The organism is Brucella ciceri (genome assembly GCF_041930145.1).
GTDB lineage: Bacteria > Pseudomonadota > Alphaproteobacteria > Rhizobiales > Rhizobiaceae > Brucella > Brucella intermedia.
Genome location: NZ_JBHEEV010000002.1, coordinates 238,878 through 258,264, shown reverse-complemented (window position 1 = coordinate 258,264; position 19,387 = coordinate 238,878). Strand labels below are relative to the sequence as shown.

Here is a 19,387-nt window from a genome sequence, read left to right as displayed (position 1 = left end):
CGCCACTTGCGAAACAGGGGCGCAACGCCCTATGTATGAAACACCGACGATTCAAAACTATTCACTTCGCCATAAATATATCCAGAGGCCCATAATGAGAGATCCGATCGAAACCGTCATGAACCTCGTCCCGATGGTGGTTGAGCAGACCAACCGTGGCGAACGGGCCTATGATATTTTCTCGCGCCTTCTGAAGGAGCGCATCATCTTCGTAAACGGACCGGTTGAAGACGGAATGTCGATGCTGGTATGCGCGCAGCTTCTCTTTCTCGAAGCGGAAAATCCGAAGAAAGAGATCAACATGTACATCAATTCGCCCGGCGGCGTGGTGACGTCCGGCATGGCGATCTATGATACGATGCAGTTCATTCGTCCGCCGGTTTCCACGCTTTGCATGGGCCAGGCCGCCTCGATGGGCTCGCTGCTTCTGACGGCAGGCGCCACCGGCCAGCGTTATGCGCTGCCGAACGCGCGCATCATGGTCCACCAGCCATCGGGCGGTTTCCAGGGACAGGCCTCGGACATTGAGCGCCATGCGCAGGACATCATCAAGATGAAGCGCCGCCTGAACGAAATCTACGTCAAGCACACGGGCCGCGATTACGAGACGATCGAACGCACGCTCGACCGCGACCATTTCATGACCGCGCAGGAAGCGCTCGAATTCGGCCTCATCGACAAGGTGGTCGAAGCGCGCGACGTGAGCGCGGACGAATCGAAGTAAGAGCCGGTTTCTCCGGCTCGCACCTGTTTTTAGCGCCCTTTGCCACAAAAGGGGCCCAATTCTTGCACCTACGTGATGGTTAACGCGCCGCGTTAAGCATCTGTTGGGGTTCGGGGCGCTAAACTTGGTCAGATTATGCCGAATCTTTGCCGGGAACATATTTTTCATTTGTTCGACGGTGCAGCTTCTGCAAAAGTCGCCAGATGGTTCCTTCGGTCGGGGAGCCATACGGTGACGAATCCTGAGACTACTGGCCCTTGATTACAGGTCCAGGACTATAGGCAGCGCGTATCTGCTGCTGTTGTGACCGGCGGGAGGCGCGTTTCTCCTCCAGCACTGGGTCCGAACCGGAAGAAACGATCGATCTGAAGCGCCCAAGGCTCATTTCGATCAACTGAAAGGAAACTGCAATGAGCAAAGTCAGCAACGGCGGCGGCGATTCCAAGAATACGCTCTATTGCTCGTTCTGCGGCAAAAGCCAGCATGAAGTGCGCAAGCTGATTGCAGGCCCGACCGTTTTCATCTGCGACGAGTGCGTCGAACTCTGCATGGACATCATCCGCGAGGAAAACAAATCCTCCATGGTGAAGTCGCGCGAGGGCGTGCCCACGCCGCAGGAAATCATGGCCGTCCTTGACGATTACGTCATCGGCCAGAAGGATGCCAAGCGCGTTCTGTCGGTTGCGGTACACAATCACTACAAGCGTCTCGCCCATCAGTCGAAGAACAGCGACATCGAGCTTGCGAAGTCAAACATTCTGCTCGTGGGCCCCACGGGCTGCGGCAAGACCTATCTTGCCCAGACGCTCGCCCGCATCATCGATGTGCCGTTCACCATGGCCGATGCGACGACGCTGACGGAAGCAGGCTATGTCGGTGAAGATGTCGAGAACATCATCCTGAAACTGCTTCAGGCTGCCGATTACAACGTGGAACGCGCACAGCGCGGCATCGTCTATATCGATGAAGTCGACAAGATCAGCCGCAAGTCGGATAATCCGTCCATCACGCGCGACGTGTCGGGCGAGGGCGTCCAGCAGGCGCTTCTGAAGATCATGGAAGGCACCGTCGCTTCCGTGCCGCCGCAGGGTGGCCGCAAGCATCCGCAGCAGGAATTCCTGCAGGTGGACACGACGAACATCCTCTTCATCTGCGGCGGCGCATTTGCCGGTCTGGACAAGATCATCTCCGCACGCGGCGAAAAGACCTCCATCGGCTTCGGCGCCACCGTCAAGTCGGTCGATGAACGCCGCATCGGCGACGTCTTCAGGGAACTGGAGCCGGAAGACCTTCTGAAATTCGGCCTCATTCCGGAATTCGTCGGTCGTCTGCCCGTGATCGCGACACTCGAAGACCTCGATGTCGATGCCCTGGTGCAGATCCTGACCGAGCCGAAGAACGCGCTCGTAAAGCAGTATCAGCGCCTGTTCGACATGGAAAATGTCGAGCTGAGCTTCCACGACGACGCCCTGCGGGCGATTGCCAACAAGGCGGTCGAGCGCAAGACGGGTGCACGCGGCCTGCGTTCGATCATGGAAAAGATCCTGCTCGACACGATGTTCGAACTTCCGACGCTGGAAGGCGTGCAGGAAGTGGTTATTTCCGGCGATGTGGTGGATGGCAGCGCCCGTCCGCTCTATATCTATGCCGAGCGGCAGGACGAAAAGGGTAATGTTTCCGCCTGAAGCATTTCCGGCAAAAGTGCGTAGCGGTTTTGCGTCGGGTAATGCGCAATATTCGCGGCAGCAATCATTCAAAAGAAGGCCGCGCAAGCGGCCTTTTTCATGTGCCGGGCCATAGGCCAGCCATGTCACGGAAAAGTGCAGGCCGAGGAGATGACATGCTTCAGGCTTGCGTGGGGCTTAACCTGTCACTATTGCAGGGCAGCAATCAGGGTACAGGCCAAGCTGGATATTGTACTAATGCGCGGCACAGCGCAGGATAGATGACGATTCTATGAAAGCCGGCCCGATAAAGCCTATTGAATTGCCGGGGTCGGCTCTCCAAGTATGGACCGAAGCACATTCGTGACCTGCCTCATGACGAAAGGGGGCGCGGATGTGGCAGTCAGGTTGAAAGACCTGAGAAAGGACTTGAACTATGACGAGTACTGAACAGAAGACACCGCTGGGTGGCTCTGAAGCGGGCGGTGCAGACGGGCTCTATGCCGTTTTGCCGTTGCGTGACATCGTCGTTTTCCCCCATATGATCGTTCCGCTTTTTGTCGGCCGCGAAAAGTCCATTCGCGCGCTGGAGGAAGTGATGGGCGTGGACAAGCAGATCCTGCTTGCCACCCAGAAGAACGCCGCCGATGACGATCCGGCACCGGATGCGATTTATGAAATCGGCACGATTGCCAATGTGCTGCAGCTTCTCAAGCTGCCGGACGGCACCGTCAAGGTGCTGGTCGAGGGCACGGCGCGCGCCAGGGTTTCCAAGTTTACGGACCGCGAAGACTATCACGAGGCCTATGCTGCGGCTCTGCCGGAGCCTGATGAAGATGCCGTCGAGATCGAGGCGCTCGCCCGCTCGGTGGTTTCCGACTTCGAAAACTACGTCAAGCTGAACAAGAAGATTTCGCCGGAAGTGGTTGGCGCCGCCAGCCAGATCGACGACTATTCGAAGCTTGCCGACACGGTTGCCTCGCATCTCGCGATCAAGATTCCCGAGAAGCAGGAAATGCTGTCGATCCTCTCGGTGCGCGAGCGCCTCGAGAAGGCGCTTTCCTTCATGGAAGCCGAAATTTCGGTTCTCCAGGTTGAGAAGCGTATCCGCAGCCGCGTCAAGCGCCAGATGGAGAAGACGCAGCGCGAATACTATCTCAACGAGCAGATGAAGGCGATCCAGAAGGAGCTTGGCGATGGCGAGGACGGTCGCGATGAAGCGGCAGAACTCGAAGAACGCATCAACAAGACCAAGCTTTCCAAGGAAGCCCGCGAAAAGGCACAGGCCGAGCTGAAGAAGCTGCGCAGCATGAGCCCGATGTCGGCCGAAGCGACGGTCGTCCGCAACTATCTCGACTGGCTGCTGTCCATTCCGTGGGGCAAGAAGTCGAAGATCAAGCAGGACCTGAACTTCGCTGAGGAAGTGCTCGATGACGAGCATTTCGGCCTCGACAAGGTCAAGGAACGCATCGTCGAATATCTCGCGGTGCAGGCCCGCTCGACCAAGATCAAGGGCCCGATCCTCTGCCTCGTCGGACCTCCCGGCGTCGGCAAGACCTCGCTCGCCCGCTCGATCGCCAAGGCTACCGGCCGTGAATATGTCCGCATGTCGCTCGGCGGCGTGCGTGACGAGGCCGAAATCCGCGGTCACCGCCGCACCTATATCGGCTCGATGCCCGGCAAGGTCATCCAGTCGATGAAGAAGGCGAAGAAGTCCAACCCGCTCTTCCTGCTCGATGAAATCGACAAGATGGGCCAGGATTTCCGCGGCGATCCGTCATCGGCAATGCTCGAGGTGCTGGATCCTGAACAGAACTCGACCTTCATGGATCACTACCTTGAAGTCGAATACGATCTGTCGAACGTCATGTTCGTGACGACGGCCAATACGCTCAACATTCCCGGCCCGCTTCTGGACCGTATGGAAGTCATCCGTATTGCCGGCTACACCGAGGATGAAAAGCTCGAGATCGCTAAGCGGCACCTGCTGCCGAAGGCGATCAAGGATCACGCCCTGCAGCCGAAGGAGTTTTCGGTCACGGACGATGCGTTGCGCAATGTTATCCGCCTCTACACGCGGGAAGCAGGTGTCCGTAGCCTCGAACGCGAACTGATGACGCTGGCGCGCAAGGCCGTGACCGACATTCTGAAGTCGAAGAAGAAGTCGGTGAAAGTCACCGAAAAGAACCTCTCCGACTATCTGGGTGTCGAGCGGTACCGCTTCGGCCAGATCGATGGCGAGGATCAGGTTGGCGTCGTGACAGGCCTTGCCTGGACGGAAGTCGGCGGTGAATTGCTGACCATCGAAGGCGTCATGATGCCCGGCAAGGGCCGCATGACCGTCACGGGTAACCTCCGCGACGTGATGAAGGAATCGATCTCGGCGGCGGCATCTTATGTCCGCAGCAGGGCAATCGATTTCGGCATCGAGCCTCCGCTGTTCGACAAGCGCGACATCCACGTGCACGTTCCGGAAGGTGCGACGCCGAAGGACGGTCCGTCCGCTGGCATCGCCATGGTCACGGCGATTGTTTCCGTGCTGACCGGCATCCCGGTTCGCAAGGACATCGCAATGACGGGCGAAGTCACGCTGCGCGGTCGTGTCCTGCCCATCGGCGGCCTCAAGGAAAAGCTCCTCGCGGCACTGCGCGGCGGCATCAAGAAGGTTCTGATCCCGGAAGAAAACGCCAAGGATCTGGCGGATATTCCGGACAATGTGAAGAACAGTCTTGAGATCGTTCCGGTGTCCCGCGTGGGTGAGGTGCTCAAGCACGCTCTGGTTCGCGAGCCCGAGCCGATTGAATGGACGGAGCCCGCAAATGCGACACCGGTCCCTTCGGTCGAGGAAGAAGCTGGCGCCACGATGGCCCATTAAGGCATTTCCGGCAAACGTTCGAAAGAGTTTGCTTATTGGCAATGCGCTGAAATGAACTTCCGGCAGGCGATTCTGATTCAGTCGGATAGTCCTGCCGGAAGCTGTCTATCAGGACCAACAATCGAAATGCCGGGCAATTTGCCCGGCATTTCTGTGTTTAACCCCGGTTTTCCGGGGTTTTTTCACGTTGACAGGCTTGGTTTGTGAAACGATTTGAATAAACTCCGACCAATCCGGTCACGTTATCCGTTCCGGTAGATAAAGAAAGGAAATGCCAATGAACAAGAACGAATTGGTTGCCGCAGTTGCGGAAAAGGGCGGTTTGACGAAGGCTGACGCCGGTACTGCTGTTGACGCCGTACTCGCTGCTGTTACCGGCGCCCTGAAGGCTGGTGAAGAAGTCCGTCTGCCTGGCTTCGGCGTTTTCTCCGTTTCGCATCGCGCTGCCTCGACCGGCCGTAACCCGTCGACCGGCAAGGAAGTTGCTATCCCGGCTCGCAACGTGCCGAAGTTCTCGGCTGGCAAGGGCCTGAAGGACGCCGTAAACGGCTAATCATGATCTGGAGAGTGAAAGCTCTTCGAACGGATCGTGACATTAAATTTCCAGCCATCGCGGCATGATCGCGATTGGCTGTCGAGAAGGCCCGGTTTATCCGGGCTTTTTTCGTTTGTGTGGTGAGGGGGTGCTTCAACAAACCGTCGCGATATGGCACCTTGAGAACGATAACCTCGGGCTGATTTGGAGACGTATATGCTCGCCGTTGGTTTAATTGGTTTTGCATTAAGCGTGCTGCTGGCAGTGGCCGCCAACAGCCGGTTTGCGGACCTTGAGCGGCTTCCCATGCAGTGGGGGCTGTCAGGCCAGGTTAACTGGACGGCACCGCGCGTTCTGGGTCTGGCCTTTGTCCCTGTGCTTTACGCCGTGCTGGCCGGTATCTTCATTTGGGCCGCGGAGCATGATCCCGAAAAATACACTGCAAAATCGGTGGGCATAGTGCTGATCGCACTGATTGCGGTACAGATTCTCCACTTGTGGATGATCGATCGATATCGGTTAAAGCTGCTCAAATAACGGAAGCCGGAAGCATTTCGCAGCCAAAAGGATACGGCTCTCTCACTGAGCATCCTGCTGCGGACATCGCGCCATAATCAAAACCGTGTCCGGAGAGCGAATGAGCAGCATATCGTCATAGGGGCGCGTAATGGTCACAACACCATTATTCCTCTGCAATATCGCGGATATCATTCTCTTCTCTGCCGGAGAAACAGTGTCCCCATCAGCAATTCCCAGCCTGCGCACAAGCGGCTGAATGTCAGTATATGAACCGAACTGGTTTTCAGAGCGGGCCGTATAAATGGTGGATGACGGGTTTTTGCTGGCAGGCGCGGTGGTCGCTTCGAATGAATACGGGTTCAGAACCCGCACAGCTATTCTTCCAAGACTCGAAGGTTTGCAAAACAGAGCAAGTTTTGCTGGGTCGATTTCGGCTGGCTGCAATGTGCTGATCGCAAACCAGTCTCCATCAAGACCGTCGAAAATCTTCTTGCGATTTGCTTCTGGATTGGTGACGTCGCCCACCAGAGTTTCCATGGTCGCTTTGTAACGATCAAGAATGTCGGCCGCGTCAGCAAAAACCGGCGTAGCAGTGAGCGCCACTGCTGAACAGACGACCAGTCCAAGAATGCTGTGCCGCATGTCTATCCCCATCGGTCAGATTGTTTGCACCTTATCTCACAAGTGGCGATAAGAAGGCCAGCCAAGCTGGCAAGTGCAAAAAACCGTGGGGATAGGCATCAACAGGGGGAGGCTCTGCATAGGCGAAGCCGTTCCTACTCCGCCGCCTCTGAACTGCGCTTGGGGCGGCGTTCCAGCAGTTCCTTGAGGAAGTGGCCGGTATAGGAGCGCTTCTCCTTCACAATGTCTTCCGGACGGCCCACGGCGACAATCTCGCCGCCGCCATCGCCGCCTTCCGGTCCAAGATCGATCACCCAGTCGGCGGTCTTTATGACTTCCAGATTGTGCTCGATCACCACGACTGTGTTGCCCTGTTCCACCAGCTCGTGCAGCACTTCCAAGAGCTTCGCCACGTCATGGAAATGCAGGCCGGTTGTCGGTTCGTCCAGAATATAGAGCGTGCGGCCCGTCGCGCGGCGCGACAGTTCCTTGGCAAGCTTCACGCGCTGCGCTTCGCCGCCTGAAAGCGTCGTTGCCTGCTGGCCGACCTTGATATAGCCGAGGCCCACCTTGACGAGCGTTTCCAGCTTGTCGCGCACCGCAGGCACGGCGGAGAAGAACTCCGCACCTTCCTCGACAGTCATATCCAGTACATCGGCGATGGACTTGCCCTTGAACAGGACTTCCAGCGTCTCGCGGTTATAGCGCTTGCCGTGGCAGACATCGCAAGTCACATACACATCCGGCAGGAAGTGCATCTCGATCTTGATGACGCCATCGCCCTGGCAGGCCTCGCAGCGCCCGCCCTTCACGTTGAACGAGAAGCGGCCCGGCTGATAGCCGCGTGCCTTGGCTTCCGGCAGGCCCGCAAACCAGTCGCGGATTGGCGTGAACGCGCCGGTATAGGTTGCCGGGTTGGAGCGCGGCGTGCGGCCAATCGGCGACTGGTCGATATCGATCACCTTGTCGAGGAATTCCAGCCCTTCGATACGGTCATGCTCTGCCGGATGCTCGCGCGAACCCATGATGCGGCGCGAAGCGGCCTTGAACAGGGTTTCGATCAGGAAGGTGGACTTGCCGCCGCCTGAAACGCCGGTAACAGCAGTGAAGGTGCCGAGCGGAATATCCGCCGAGACATTTTTCAGGTTGTTGCCGCGCGCGCCCACCACGCGAATGCGCTTGGACTTGGAAATCTTGCGGCGTTCCGCCGGGACGGCAACCTCCATCGCACCCGACAGATATTTGCCGGTCAGCGAGTTTGCATTGGACATCACGTCCTGCGGCGACCCTTGCGCGATGATCTTGCCGCCGTGGACACCAGCCGCCGGGCCGATATCGACCACATAATCAGCGGTCAGGATCGCATCTTCATCGTGTTCGACCACGATGACCGTGTTGCCGAGATCGCGCAGATGGCGCAGCGTGTCGAGAAGGCGGGCATTGTCGCGCTGATGCAGGCCGATGGACGGCTCATCCAGCACGTAGAGCACGCCGGTCAGCCCGGAGCCGATCTGCGAGGCAAGACGGATGCGCTGGCTTTCACCGCCCGACAGCGTGCCGGAATTGCGCGCCAGCGTCAGATAGTCGAGGCCGACATCATTGAGGAACTGCAGGCGCTCGCGGATTTCCTTGAGGATGCGGGCGGCAATTTCGCGCTGCTTGTCGTTGAAGCTGCTGTCGATATCGCGGAACCAGGCATCGGCCTTGCGGATCGACATTTCGGTGATTTCACCGATGTGCTTCATGCCGACCTTGACCGCCAGCGCCTCCGGCTTCAGGCGGAAACCGTTACAGGCCGGGCAGGGCGTCGAGGCCATGAAGCGCTCGATATCCTCACGCGACCAGGCGGAATCGGTCTCCTTCCAGCGGCGTTCCAGATTGGGGATCACGCCTTCAAAAGCTTTCGTCGTCTGGTAGGAACGCAAGCCATCATCATACTGGAAGGTGATTTCCTGGCCCTTGGTACCGTAAAGAATGGCCTGCTGGGCCTCTTCCGGAATATCAGCCCATTTTGCGCCGATCTTGAAGCCATAGGCTTTGCCAAGCGCTTCCAGCGTCTGATTGTAATAGGGCGACGAGGATCGCGCCCACGGGGCAATCGCGCCGTCCTTCAACACTGCCGTTTCGTCGGGAACGATCAGGTTGGGATCGATGGCTTGCTGCGTGCCAAGGCCGTCGCAGGTCGGGCAGGCGCCGAAGGGATTGTTGAACGAGAACAGGCGCGGCTCGATTTCCGGGATGGTGAAGCCGGAGACCGGGCAGGCGAACTTTTCCGAAAACAGAATGCGTTCATGCGTTTCGTTGGCCGACTTGTTGGCAGCGCCGCCTTCCGCCGTTTCTTCAGGCGGCAGCGGCTTGTCGGCAAATTCCGCAACGGCCAGCCCTTCGGCAAGCTTGAGGCAGGTTTCAAGGCTGTCGGCGAGGCGGGTCGAAAGGTCAGGCCGAACCACCACGCGGTCAACCACCACATCGATATCGTGCTTGTATTTCTTGTCGAGTGCCGGAACATCGGCGATTTCATAGAAGGTGCCGTCGACCTTGACGCGCTGGAAGCCCTTCTTCTGAAGCTCCGCCAGCTCCTTCTTGTACTCGCCCTTGCGGCCGCGAACGATGGGCGCGAGGATATAGAGGCGGGTGCCTTCCTCAACCGCCATGACGCGATCGACCATCTGGCTGACCGTCTGGCTTTCGATGGGAAGCCCGGTCGCCGGCGAATAGGGCACGCCCACGCGCGCAAAGAGCAGGCGCATATAGTCGTAGATTTCGGTGACGGTGCCGACCGTCGAACGCGGATTGCGGCTCGTCGTCTTCTGCTCGATGGAAATGGCTGGCGACAGGCCGTCGATCTGGTCGACGTCCGGCTTCTGCATCATTTCCAGGAACTGGCGCGCATAGGCCGAAAGGCTTTCGACATAGCGGCGCTGGCCTTCCGCATAGATCGTATCGAAGGCAAGCGAGGATTTGCCCGAACCGGACAAGCCTGTCATCACGATCAGCTTGTCGCGAGGCAGATCGAGATCGACATTTTTCAAGTTGTGTTCGCGCGCGCCACGTATGGAAATGAATTTCTGATCGCTCATTCCGCGTCCTGCCTGCTCATGATGCCATGGATAAACGGGCGCCGAATGGTGAAACCCGTCGCGCCGGTTTCTAATATGGGGTGGAACCCTCCGATAAGAAGGGGTCTCGGGTCATTCATCGGTGCACTCTTATCACTGGAACAAATATCGAACAACCAGCCTTCTGATAGGCGATACGAAATGTGAACGCAAGAGCGTTGACTGTCACTCCTGACAGGAGCAGACTGGCCTTGCTCGCTGATGGCGGAGAGGTGTCGTGGTGGGATGACGCGGCATCGGCAAGAGGTCCGCAGGAGGCGGGAAACCCAGTAGGGAGGTAAGGAGCATGAGTCCACCTGACTACGTTGCCTAGCTTTCACAACGATGAAAGCACAATCCATTTCCGTCGCGGCAGCATCTTTTCGCAAGGAATGATGCCTCGTTGACTGAAACTGCGATTGCCGAAAATCTGAATTTGCGCGGAAGGCAAATGACCGCGCGTCATCGCCGTCCGAAAATATCTGCTGGCGAATTATTGTCGGCACAAGAGCATTGCTCAAAACCCAAGCCCTGCGCGCCAAAGATACAGTGAGCGGCAGGGCTTTTTCTTGGAGCACGATCCGGCGCACACAGCGCCTGTGGCTATCGCTTCAGGAAGAGTGGAGGGAAGGCCGATTTCAAATTAAGGCAGATGCAGTTTTTGCGCCCGAAATATGCAAAACTGCATTTTCTGCACGGGAAACAGTGCAAAAACCCATGAAAATTTGTGGCGAACGCATGTCTTTTTCGTGTCGAAGGTTGCATTTTGAACAAAACAAGAACATAAACTCTGTGGACATTGACAAATTCACCGCGCCGGACTGAGCGCTCATTGAGCCAGTCCTGTAAGGTGAGCATATGAGTTTCTGGTGATGGCGCATCGCTGCGCCTGAGCTTTCATTTGGAAAGTGCCTCTTGTCCGTGCGAAGCTGTGCGGAAAGAGTGTGCATGCGAGACCCGGAGTAATTTTTCGATGGCTGGTAGCGTCAACAAAGTCATTCTGGTCGGCAACCTTGGTGCCGATCCGGAAATTCGTCGTCTGAACTCGGGCGACGTGGTTGCCAATCTGCGCATTGCAACGTCTGAAAGCTGGCGTGACCGCCAGACTGGCGAACGCAAGGACCGCACCGAGTGGCACAGCGTCGTCATTTTCAACGAGAACCTTGCCAAGGTCGCGGAGCAATATCTGAAGAAGGGTGCCAAGGTCTATATCGAGGGCGCGCTCCAGACCCGCAAATGGCAGGACCAGAACGGCAATGACCGTTACTCGACGGAAGTCGTGCTGCAGAAGTTCCGCGGTGAGTTGCAGATGCTCGACAGCCGTGGCGAAGGCGGCGGTGAGGGCCGTTCGTTCGGTGGTGGCGGCAATCGCAACCAGATGTCGGATTATTCCGGTGGCGGCGGCGACTTCGGTTCGTCCGGCCCGTCTTCGGGGGGCGGCAGCGGTGGTGGTTTCTCCCGCGATCTGGACGACGAAATTCCGTTCTGAGAACGCGTATAACCCAATTTATTAGTAAAATGCGATAAGGTGCTGTTTTGCAGCGCCTTTTCTGTTTTCCGAACTGATGTTCTGGCGTCCAAACCGGCAGAAATACCTGCGCCCGAAATTCGAGCACGATTCCGAAAAGGGAACCGCCTACGCAGGGAAATCAGTCTATCGGACTGAATTCTGATCCTGCCTGGATCGGATGAAACCATGCCCAAACAATGGCTTGCGGCGGGATGGCTATTCTACTTGAAGGCATCCCGCTGCCTGTGCGCCAGACTGCCGGAATGTCAGATCGATTGCAGCGAGACCCGCTTTTCAAGCAGGGCAGCAGCTTCTTTCCGTTCGCTGTAACGGTTCGTCAGATGGTCTGAAATACCGCGCGTCAGCAAGGTGAACCTCATCAGTTCTTCCATGACGTCGACGACGCGATCATAGAATGACGATGGTTTCATGCGGCCGGCATCATCGAATTCCTGCCAGGCCTTGGCGACCGATGACTGGTTGGGAATGGTAATCATCCGCATCCAGCGGCCGAGAATACGCATCTGGTTGACGGCATTGAAGCTCTGCGAACCGCCGGAGACCTGCATCAGGGCCAGTGTTCGCCCTTGCGTGGGGCGGATCGCGCCACCGGGCAGGGGAATCCAGTCGATCTGCGCTTTCATGACGGCACTCATCGCGCCATGGCGTTCAGGACTTGTCCAGACCTGCCCCTCCGACCAGAGCATCGCCTCGCGCAGTTCCTGCACTTTGGGGTGATCCGGCGTCCCATGGTCCGGCAAAGGCAGGCCATCGGCATGGAAAACGCGGGTTTCCGCGCCCATTGCATCAAGCAGTCGCTGCGCTTCCAGCGTCAGGAAACGGCTATAGGAACGTTCGCGCAACGATCCGTAGAGCAGCAGGATGCGAGGCTTATGTTCCGGGAAAGGTGCGCGAAGAGCATTCTCATCCGGCAGGAGAAAGGATTTCCGGTCGAGGTTGGGCAAGTCCGCGGCAGTCATTTCCTTTCTCCATAGGTGACCTGCTCGCCATCTTCCTTGGTAAAGGAAGCAACCGGGTTTTCCAGAATATCCAGGACCAGCTCGGAAGGGCGGCAAAGCCGGGTGCCGCGCGGAGTTTCAACAATCGGCCGGTTGATCAGAATCGGATGGGCCATCATGAAGTCGATCAGTTCCTCGTCAGTCCATTTCGGATCGGACAGGCCGAGTTCGGCATAGGGCGTACCTTTCTCGCGCAGCAATTCGCGCGGCGTCAATTTCATCGACGCAAGCAGGCCGACCAGACGTTCCCGCGTGGGCGGGCTCTGCACATATTCGACGATCACAGGCTCTTCGCCGCTCGCCCGGATCATAGCCAGCGTATTGCGCGAGGTGCCGCATTTCGGGTTGTGAAAAATAGTGACAGTCATCGGGAGTTTCCTGTTTGTGTTGCAGGCTTCTGATCGGCGCCGCGTTCATACCAGTCTTTGGAGCGGTTCACGATCCAGACGACCGACAGCATGACCGGCACCTCGACGAGAACGCCCACCACGGTTGCGAGCGCCGCGCCGGATGAAAAGCCGAAAAGGCTGATTGCAGCGGCGACGGCAAGTTCAAAGAAGTTCGACGCGCCGATCAGGGCCGACGGTCCGGCAACGCTGTGCTTTTCGCCAGACAGGCGGTTGAGAAGATAGGCCAGCCCCGAATTGAAATAGACCTGAATGAGGATCGGCACCGCCAGCATGGCGATGATGAGCGGCTGCGCGATGATCTGTTCGCCCTGAAAACCGAAGAGCAGGACGAGAGTGGCGAGCAGCGCCACAAGGGAAAGCGGTTGCAGTGTCTTCAGCAGCCTGTCGAGCGCGCTTTGTCCGCCACCCGCCAGCAGGCTTCGCCGGATGATCTGCGCAAGGATCACCGGAATGACGATATAGAGGACAACGGAAAGAACGAGCGTATCCCATGGAACCGTAATGGCCGAAAGCCCAAGCAGAAGCCCGACGATCGGAGCAAAGGCTATGACCATGATAGCGTCATTCAATGCGACCTGGGACAGGGTGAAGTGTGGCTCTCCTTTGGTCAGGCTGGACCATATGAAGACCATGGCCGTGCAGGGTGCCGCGGCAAGGATGATAAGGCCTGCAATGTAAGAGTCGATCTGGTCGGCAGGCAGATGCGGGCGGAAAAACCAGCCGATGAACAGCCATGCAAGAAGCGCCATCGAGAACGGCTTGACGGCCCAGTTGATGAACAGCGTGACGCCGATGCCCCGCCAGTGCCGACCGACTTGCCGAAGCGCGGCGAAGTCGATTTTCAAAAGCATGGGAATAATCATCAGCCAGATGAGAACGGCGACGGGAATATTGACCTTGGCAATCTCGGCGGAGCCGATAGCGTGGAACAGAGCCGGGAAGAGGTGCCCCAGAGCGACACCCGCAACAATGCAAAGGGCAACCCAGACGGTCAGATACCGTTCAAAGACAGACATCAGCGTTGCTCCACATGCCTTTCCATGTCGGCGTCAGGGTGTTTCTCATGGGCGACTGACTGCCCGTGCGCGCGCCGGGCGCCAGTTGAAACCGATTTGTCATTTTAACGTCCGTTGGGGTGAACTGGCGTCGCCAGAACGTGGTTATTGAGTGGCGTCAGCCGTCCTGGGTTCGCAGCAAGGTGTCAGGCTTTGGAGCAGAGGCGCGCAGAGTTCGGCGCCGCCGCCGCAACAATCCTTGATCATGAAAAGCGTCAGTTCGCGAAACTGATCCAGATCAGCGCGATAGATGATCGAGCGGCTTTGCCGCTCGCTCCTTACGAGACCAGCCCGTGACAGGGTAGCCAGATGGGCGGACATCGTATTTTGCGGAATGTCCAGCATACGGGCCAACTCGCCCGCCCTGATCCCGGCAGGTTCGTGTCGGACCAGCAATCGAAAGGTATCGAGCCTTGTCGATTGGGCGAGAGCGGCCAAAGCCAGGATTGCAGAGTCGTTTTCCATATATCCAGAATAATGGATATAACATGCACGTCAAGCTGCGATCTGGAGTGGCCATCCCGCGGTTAAGTCTTATGCCAGTGGGGCAATGCGAACGCAGCCCGGATAATGCTTAATCGGCCCAGAGGCTTAACCAAAACTGCATGGCGGACACCTCAGCTGTTCTCGTCATTCTCGATGGAGAACTCCATGCGATCCGCCGAAAATCGCGACAGGGAATATTGGATCGGTTTTCCGTCCGTATCGACGTTTACTGCACGCGCTGTCACGACGATGGCACCCGGAGACAGTTTCAAGATTCTCAAGTCTTCCGGACCGGCATGACGGGCCGATATGACAGTCGATTTTCGCAGGTAATCGGCGATCCCCGCAGCCTTGAACGCAGCCGTTATCGAGCCGCTTTCCGCATAATCCTCTGCAAAGGAAGGAAAGCGCGCGGCATCGATCCAGTGAGTCGCAATCGAAATCGGATAACCATCGGCGTTGTGCATCGTTTCAAGCCGGATCACCTCGTCGCCCGCATGCAGTTCAAGCGCGTCCGCGACTTCCCGCGTTGCGGTTTCCCTGCCTGAGGCCAGCAGAATGCCCTGCATTTCCCGCACCTGCGAAGCGAGCGACTGGGAAATGCGGGTTCGGCGTCCGATTTGGTAGGTGAGGCGCCTTGCGTTGGCGACAAAGGTGCCGCGTCCTTGCTCGGCGCGCAGCACGCCTTCCTGCGTCAATGCTGCAATGGCGCTGCGCACCGTATGGCGATTGACCCCGAACCTGTCGGCCAACTCCATCTCGGCTGGCATGCGCGCGCCGGGTTGAAGCTTACCCGCCATGATGTCGCCGCGTATCTCATCGGCAATCTGCCGCCAGATCGCAACGCCGCTGTTTCTCTCAATGTGTCTGGTCTTTGCCATCAACTGTCATCGTCCTGTCATTGGCAGGGTGTATTCATTCTGGTATTGTATAGTTGTCTATATAACTAGACAATTTGAAAGATCGCGTCAACAGGATTTGAAGGCAGGGAAGCTCATGTACGGTACGGAGCATGGTGCGAAGGGAGGCGGAGCCGGTTCCGCCACTGAAAGCAAAAAGGCACCGGATGCAGTGCAGCTCGCACGGCAGGCAAGCATGGCGGTTCTTGCGCGCGCCAGCGGCGAAGAATTGCAGGCCTTCTGGCAGGCATGGTCCAACAAGCCGGAATTTGAGGTTTTGCGCGGGCCGGAAACCGGCCTCGTGATGCTGCGCGGACGCATCGGCGGCGGCGGCGCTCCCTTCAATGTGGGCGAGGCGACCGTGACACGCGCCACCGTGCGGCTTTCCGATGGTTCGGTCGGTCACTCTTATGCGCTTGGCCGCGATCAGGAAAAGGCACGCCTTGCCGCTCTCTTCGATGCGCTTTGGCTTGATGAGAGTCGCCGCGACGCGGTGGAAACGCAGGTGCTGGGCGTCCTGCGCAAACGGCACGACGATGCCGACGCCACGCTGCGCGGCGAAGCAGCTGCTACCAAGGTTGATTTCTTTACAATGGTTCGGGGAGACAATTGATGCTTCCTTCTTCTCCAGCATTTGAAGGCGGTCTGGCTAATCCGGTGACGGATGCGCAGTCTGTCTTTCATGCCGTCATGCACGCCATGGCCAATCCCGGCCGCATCTATCCGCTGGCCGCAGCTGCCACGCCGCCGCAGCCGCTGACGCCGGAACTGGGTGTAATCGCTGCAACCCTGCTCGATCATGATGCGACGGTGTGGTGCGATGCGGCGATAGCCGCCAATGAATATGCAACCGCCTGGGTTACTTTCCACACCGGTGCGCCCCGTGTCGAAAATGCCGATGCCGCGCAATTTTCTCTCGTAAGCGATGTGTCGCTGCTGCCGTCCCTAGCCGATTTTTCGCAAGGCAATGCCGAGTTTCCCGATCGTTCCACAACCATCGTGCTGGCTGTCGCGTCGCTGAAAGGCGGGCAGGGCTTTGTGTTGAAAGGCCCCGGCATTGATGGCGAGCGTTCGCTCCGCGTCGATGGTCTGCCGCAGGATTTCATCCAGCAATGGCGTGAAAACGGTGCGCAATATCCGCTTGGCGTTGACCTTGTTCTGGTCTGCGACGGCGCTGTTGCAGCACTTCCCCGCACAACCAGAATTTCTGCTCTGGAGGGCTGAAAATGTATGTTGCCGTAAAGGGTGGCGAAACGGCCATCCGCAATGCCCACCGTCTTCTCGATGATCGTCGTCGCGGTGACCGTTCGGTTCCAGCGCTTCGCCTCGACCAGATTGCCGAACAGCTGGCGCTGGCGGTTGATCGCGTCATGGCGGAAGGTTCGCTCTATGACCGTGAACTGGCAGCCCTTGCCGTGCGTCAGTCGCGTGGCGATCTGATCGAAGCAATCTTTCTGGTGCGCGCCTATCGCACCACCTTGCCGCGCTTCGGCTATTCCCGTCCGATGGAAACGGCACAAATGCTGATTGAGCGCCGCATTTCGGCGACCTATAAGGATCTGCCGGGTGGCCAGCTTCTGGGGCCGACCTTCGATTATACCCATCGGCTGCTTGATCCCGATTTGGCTGGCGATGTGGCTGTGCCGGAACCGGAACTGCGCCCCGCAGAACCCGAAGAAACGCCGCGTGTAACCGATATTCTCGGCGTCAACGGCATGATCGAGGAAGACGGCTCGCTGCCGGACGGTCACGAACCGGGCGATTTGACCCGCGAACCATGGACATTTCCGATGGAGCGCGACCTGCGCTTGCAGGCATTGGCGCGCGGCGACGAGGGCTTTCTGCTGGCGCTCGGCTATTCCACCCAGCGCGGCTATGGCAACAACCACCCATTCGTTGGCGAAATCCGCATCGGCGAAGTCGAGGTCGAGTTCGATGTGCCGGAGCTTGGCTTTGCCGTCTCGCTGGGTCGCGTACAGCTGACCGAATGCCAGATGGTCAACCAGTTCAAGGGTTCGGCCAAGCAGCCGCCGCAGTTTACACGCGGCTATGGGCTGGTGTTCGGCCAGAGCGAGCGCAAGGCCATGTCCATGTCGCTCTGCGACCGTGCGCTGCGCGTGCGCGAATTCGATACGGATGTGACCGCACCCGCACAGGATGAGGAATTCGTCATTTCCCATTCCGACAATGTGCAGGCCACCGGCTTCGTCGAACATCTGAAACTGCCGCATTACGTGGATTTTCAGGCAGAACTCGAACTCATCCGCCGTATGCGTTCTGAGTATGAGGAAGCGCAGAACCCAACCAAGGAGGCCGCAGAATGAGCGATCTGGCCAATTACAACTTCGCCTATCTGGACGAGCAGACCAAGCGGATGATCCGCCGCGCCATTCTGAAGGCCATTGCCATTCCCGGCTATCAGGTGCCGTTTGCCAGCCGTGAAATGCCGATGCCTTATGGCTGGGGCACGGGCGGCGTGCAGGTGACGGCCTCGATCATCGGGCCGGATGACGTGCTGAAAGTCATCGACCAGGGTGCCGACGACACGACCAACGCCGTCTCCATCCGCGCCTTTTTCCAGAAGACGGCTGATGTTGCCGTCACCACCCATACGGGTGAGGCGACGATCATCCAGACCCGTCACCGCATTCCGGAATATCCGCTGAGCGAAGGGCAGGTGATTGTCTATCAGGTGCCGATCCCGGAACCGCTGCGTTTCCTTGAACCGCGCGAAACCGAAACCCGCAAGATGCATGCGCTTGCCGAATATGGCCTCATGCATGTGAAGCTCTACGAAGACATTGCGCGGCACGGCCATATCGCCAAGACCTATGATTATCCGGTTATGATCGAAGGCCGCTATGTGATGGCGCCTTCGCCGACGCCGAAATTCGACAATCCGAAAATGCATATGTCTCCGGCATTGCAGCTGTTCGGTGCCGGGCGCGAAAAACGCATCTATGCCGTGCCGCCCTATACGGATGTCGTGAGCCTCGACTTTGAAGATCACCCATTTGAGGTGCAGAAATTCAAGGAACCATGCGCACTTTGCGGCGCGAAGGGCGTCTATCTCGATGAAGTCGTGCTGGATGATCGCGGCGGCTCGATGTTCGTCTGCTCCGACACCGATTTTTGCGAAGACCGTCAGGCGAATGGCCATTTCGGCCATCTGGCAGCGAACAAGGAGGCCGCACAATGAGCGAGCAACCTCTACTGAGAGTGAACAGCCTGTCGAAATTCTACGGTAATCGTCGTGGCTGCGCGGATATTTCCTTCAATCTGTGGCCGGGTGAAGTGCTGGCCATCGTCGGCGAATCCGGTTCCGGCAAGACGACGCTGCTGAACAGTCTGGCAACCCGTCTGGAACCGACTTCCGGCACGGTTGAATACCGGATGCGCGACGGTGAATTCCGCGATCTCTACAAGATCGGCGAGGCGGAACGCCGCTTCCTGATGCGGACGGACTGGGGGTTCGTGCACCAGAACCCGGCAGACGGATTGCGCATGACGGTTTCGGCCGGTGCCAATGTCGGCGAGCGTCTGATGGCGGTCGGCGAACGCCATTATGGCAATATTCGCAACACGGCAACCGAATGGCTGGGACGTGTCGAAATTGCCTCCGACCGTATCGACGATCAGCCACGCGCCTTTTCCGGCGGCATGCGCCAGCGCCTGCAGATTGCCCGCAATCTGGTGACGGCGCCGCGTCTCGTCTTCATGGATGAGCCGACCGGCGGTCTTGATGTATCTGTGCAGGCGCGCCTTCTCGACCTTCTGCGCGGTCTTGTCAGCGATCTCGGCCTTTCGGTGATTATCGTGACGCATGATCTCGCCGTGGCCCGGCTTCTGTCCCATCGCATCATGGTCATGAAAGACGGCCATATTGTCGAGCAGGGCCTGACCGACCGCGTGCTGGATGACCCGCAGGCGCCTTATACGCAGCTGCTTGTGTCGTCTATTCTGCAAGTTTAG

Annotated in this window: 18 protein-coding genes and 1 pseudogene; 11 read left to right on the top strand and 8 right to left on the bottom strand. The window is 58.1% G+C overall.

The features are described from left to right. Positions 1-94: 94 nt before the first annotated feature. The 5 genes from clpP (at position 95) to JNC63_RS04370 (ending at position 6,335) form a co-directional block, all read left to right on the top strand. Positions 95-724, top strand: coding sequence for an ATP-dependent Clp endopeptidase proteolytic subunit ClpP (gene clpP / locus JNC63_RS04390; RefSeq protein WP_006470421.1), 630 nt, complete (start codon positions 95-97; stop codon positions 722-724). 410 nt (positions 725-1,134) lie between these two features. Next, positions 1,135-2,409: an ATP-dependent Clp protease ATP-binding subunit ClpX gene (gene clpX, locus JNC63_RS04385; protein WP_006466764.1), complete on the top strand. Its 1,275-nt coding sequence runs from the start codon at positions 1,135-1,137 to the stop codon at positions 2,407-2,409. Between the two features lie 415 nt (positions 2,410-2,824). Then, positions 2,825-5,263 carry an endopeptidase La gene (gene lon / locus JNC63_RS04380; RefSeq protein WP_025089569.1) on the top strand — a complete coding sequence of 813 codons (2,439 nt, stop codon included), beginning with the start codon at positions 2,825-2,827 and terminating at the stop codon, positions 5,261-5,263. Between the two features lie 277 nt (positions 5,264-5,540). Beyond that, on the top strand, positions 5,541-5,816 hold the full coding sequence (locus JNC63_RS04375) for an HU family DNA-binding protein (RefSeq protein WP_006470422.1): 276 nt from the start codon (positions 5,541-5,543) through the stop codon (positions 5,814-5,816). 198 nt (positions 5,817-6,014) lie between these two features. After that, a complete protein-coding gene (locus JNC63_RS04370; RefSeq protein ID WP_063882556.1) occupies positions 6,015-6,335 on the top strand; it encodes a hypothetical protein in 321 nt (106 codons plus the stop codon). A 42-nt stretch (positions 6,336-6,377) separates the two neighbouring features. Here JNC63_RS04370 and JNC63_RS04365 read toward each other — a convergent pair whose 3' ends face one another. From JNC63_RS04365 to JNC63_RS04355, 3 genes and pseudogenes are all read right to left on the bottom strand, one after another. Then, entirely contained in the window at positions 6,378-6,959 is a 582-nt protein-coding gene (locus JNC63_RS04365) for a hypothetical protein (RefSeq protein WP_063882554.1), read from the bottom strand. A gap of 134 nt (positions 6,960-7,093) precedes the next feature. Next, a complete protein-coding gene (uvrA, locus tag JNC63_RS04360) occupies positions 7,094-10,018 on the bottom strand; it encodes an excinuclease ABC subunit UvrA (RefSeq protein WP_100651937.1) in 2,925 nt (974 codons plus the stop codon). A gap of 115 nt (positions 10,019-10,133) precedes the next feature. Beyond that, positions 10,134-10,345: pseudogene (locus JNC63_RS04355) on the bottom strand (hypothetical protein). Positions 10,346-11,009: 664 nt separating this feature from the next. Between JNC63_RS04355 and ssb the strand changes: the two are divergent. Next, complete coding sequence (ssb, locus tag JNC63_RS04350; RefSeq protein ID WP_006470425.1) at positions 11,010-11,525, top strand: single-stranded DNA-binding protein; 516 nt, start codon at positions 11,010-11,012, stop codon at positions 11,523-11,525. Positions 11,526-11,812: 287 nt separating this feature from the next. Here the strand turns inward: ssb and arsH are convergent, their stop codons facing one another. The 5 genes from arsH to phnF all read right to left on the bottom strand — a co-directional run bounded on the left by arsH (position 11,813) and on the right by phnF (position 15,400). Beyond that, positions 11,813-12,526: an arsenical resistance protein ArsH gene (gene arsH, locus JNC63_RS04345; protein WP_100651939.1), complete on the bottom strand. Its 714-nt coding sequence runs from the start codon at positions 12,524-12,526 to the stop codon at positions 11,813-11,815. Further along, positions 12,523-12,933: an arsenate reductase (glutaredoxin) gene (gene arsC / locus JNC63_RS04340; protein WP_063882390.1), complete on the bottom strand. Its 411-nt coding sequence runs from the start codon at positions 12,931-12,933 to the stop codon at positions 12,523-12,525. The genes arsH and arsC overlap by 4 nt, the downstream gene beginning before the upstream one ends. Continuing rightward, positions 12,930-13,991: an ACR3 family arsenite efflux transporter gene (arsB, locus tag JNC63_RS04335; RefSeq protein WP_063882389.1), complete on the bottom strand. Its 1,062-nt coding sequence runs from the start codon at positions 13,989-13,991 to the stop codon at positions 12,930-12,932. The genes arsC and arsB overlap by 4 nt, the downstream gene beginning before the upstream one ends. Positions 13,992-14,135: 144 nt before the next feature. Next, positions 14,136-14,495, bottom strand: coding sequence for an ArsR/SmtB family transcription factor (locus JNC63_RS04330; protein WP_063882387.1), 360 nt, complete (start codon positions 14,493-14,495; stop codon positions 14,136-14,138). Between the two features lie 152 nt (positions 14,496-14,647). Continuing rightward, positions 14,648-15,400 (bottom strand): phosphonate metabolism transcriptional regulator PhnF, encoded by a 753-nt coding sequence (gene phnF / locus JNC63_RS04325; protein ID WP_063882385.1) that lies wholly within the window; start codon positions 15,398-15,400, stop codon positions 14,648-14,650. A gap of 112 nt (positions 15,401-15,512) precedes the next feature. Between phnF and phnG the strand changes: the two genes are divergently transcribed. From phnG to phnK, 5 genes are read left to right on the top strand one after another with little or no spacing between them, the layout of a single operon-like run. Continuing rightward, the gene (gene phnG / locus JNC63_RS04320) at positions 15,513-16,028 is read left to right on the top strand and encodes a phosphonate C-P lyase system protein PhnG (RefSeq protein WP_081255561.1); all 516 of its coding nucleotides are present in this window, start codon (positions 15,513-15,515) and stop codon (positions 16,026-16,028) included. After that, positions 16,028-16,639 (top strand): phosphonate C-P lyase system protein PhnH, encoded by a 612-nt coding sequence (gene phnH, locus JNC63_RS04315; protein WP_063882383.1) that lies wholly within the window; start codon positions 16,028-16,030, stop codon positions 16,637-16,639. The genes phnG and phnH overlap by 1 nt, the downstream gene beginning before the upstream one ends. 2 nt (positions 16,640-16,641) lie before the next feature. After that, on the top strand, positions 16,642-17,739 hold the full coding sequence (locus tag JNC63_RS04310) for a carbon-phosphorus lyase complex subunit (RefSeq protein WP_063882381.1): 1,098 nt from the start codon (positions 16,642-16,644) through the stop codon (positions 17,737-17,739). After that, positions 17,736-18,614 (top strand): alpha-D-ribose 1-methylphosphonate 5-phosphate C-P-lyase PhnJ, encoded by an 879-nt coding sequence (locus JNC63_RS04305; RefSeq protein ID WP_063882380.1) that lies wholly within the window; start codon positions 17,736-17,738, stop codon positions 18,612-18,614. Before JNC63_RS04310 ends, JNC63_RS04305 begins: the two co-directional genes overlap by 4 nt. Next, positions 18,611-19,387 carry a phosphonate C-P lyase system protein PhnK gene (gene phnK, locus JNC63_RS04300; RefSeq protein ID WP_063882378.1) on the top strand — a complete coding sequence of 259 codons (777 nt, stop codon included), beginning with the start codon at positions 18,611-18,613 and terminating at the stop codon, positions 19,385-19,387. Before JNC63_RS04305 ends, phnK begins: the two co-directional genes overlap by 4 nt.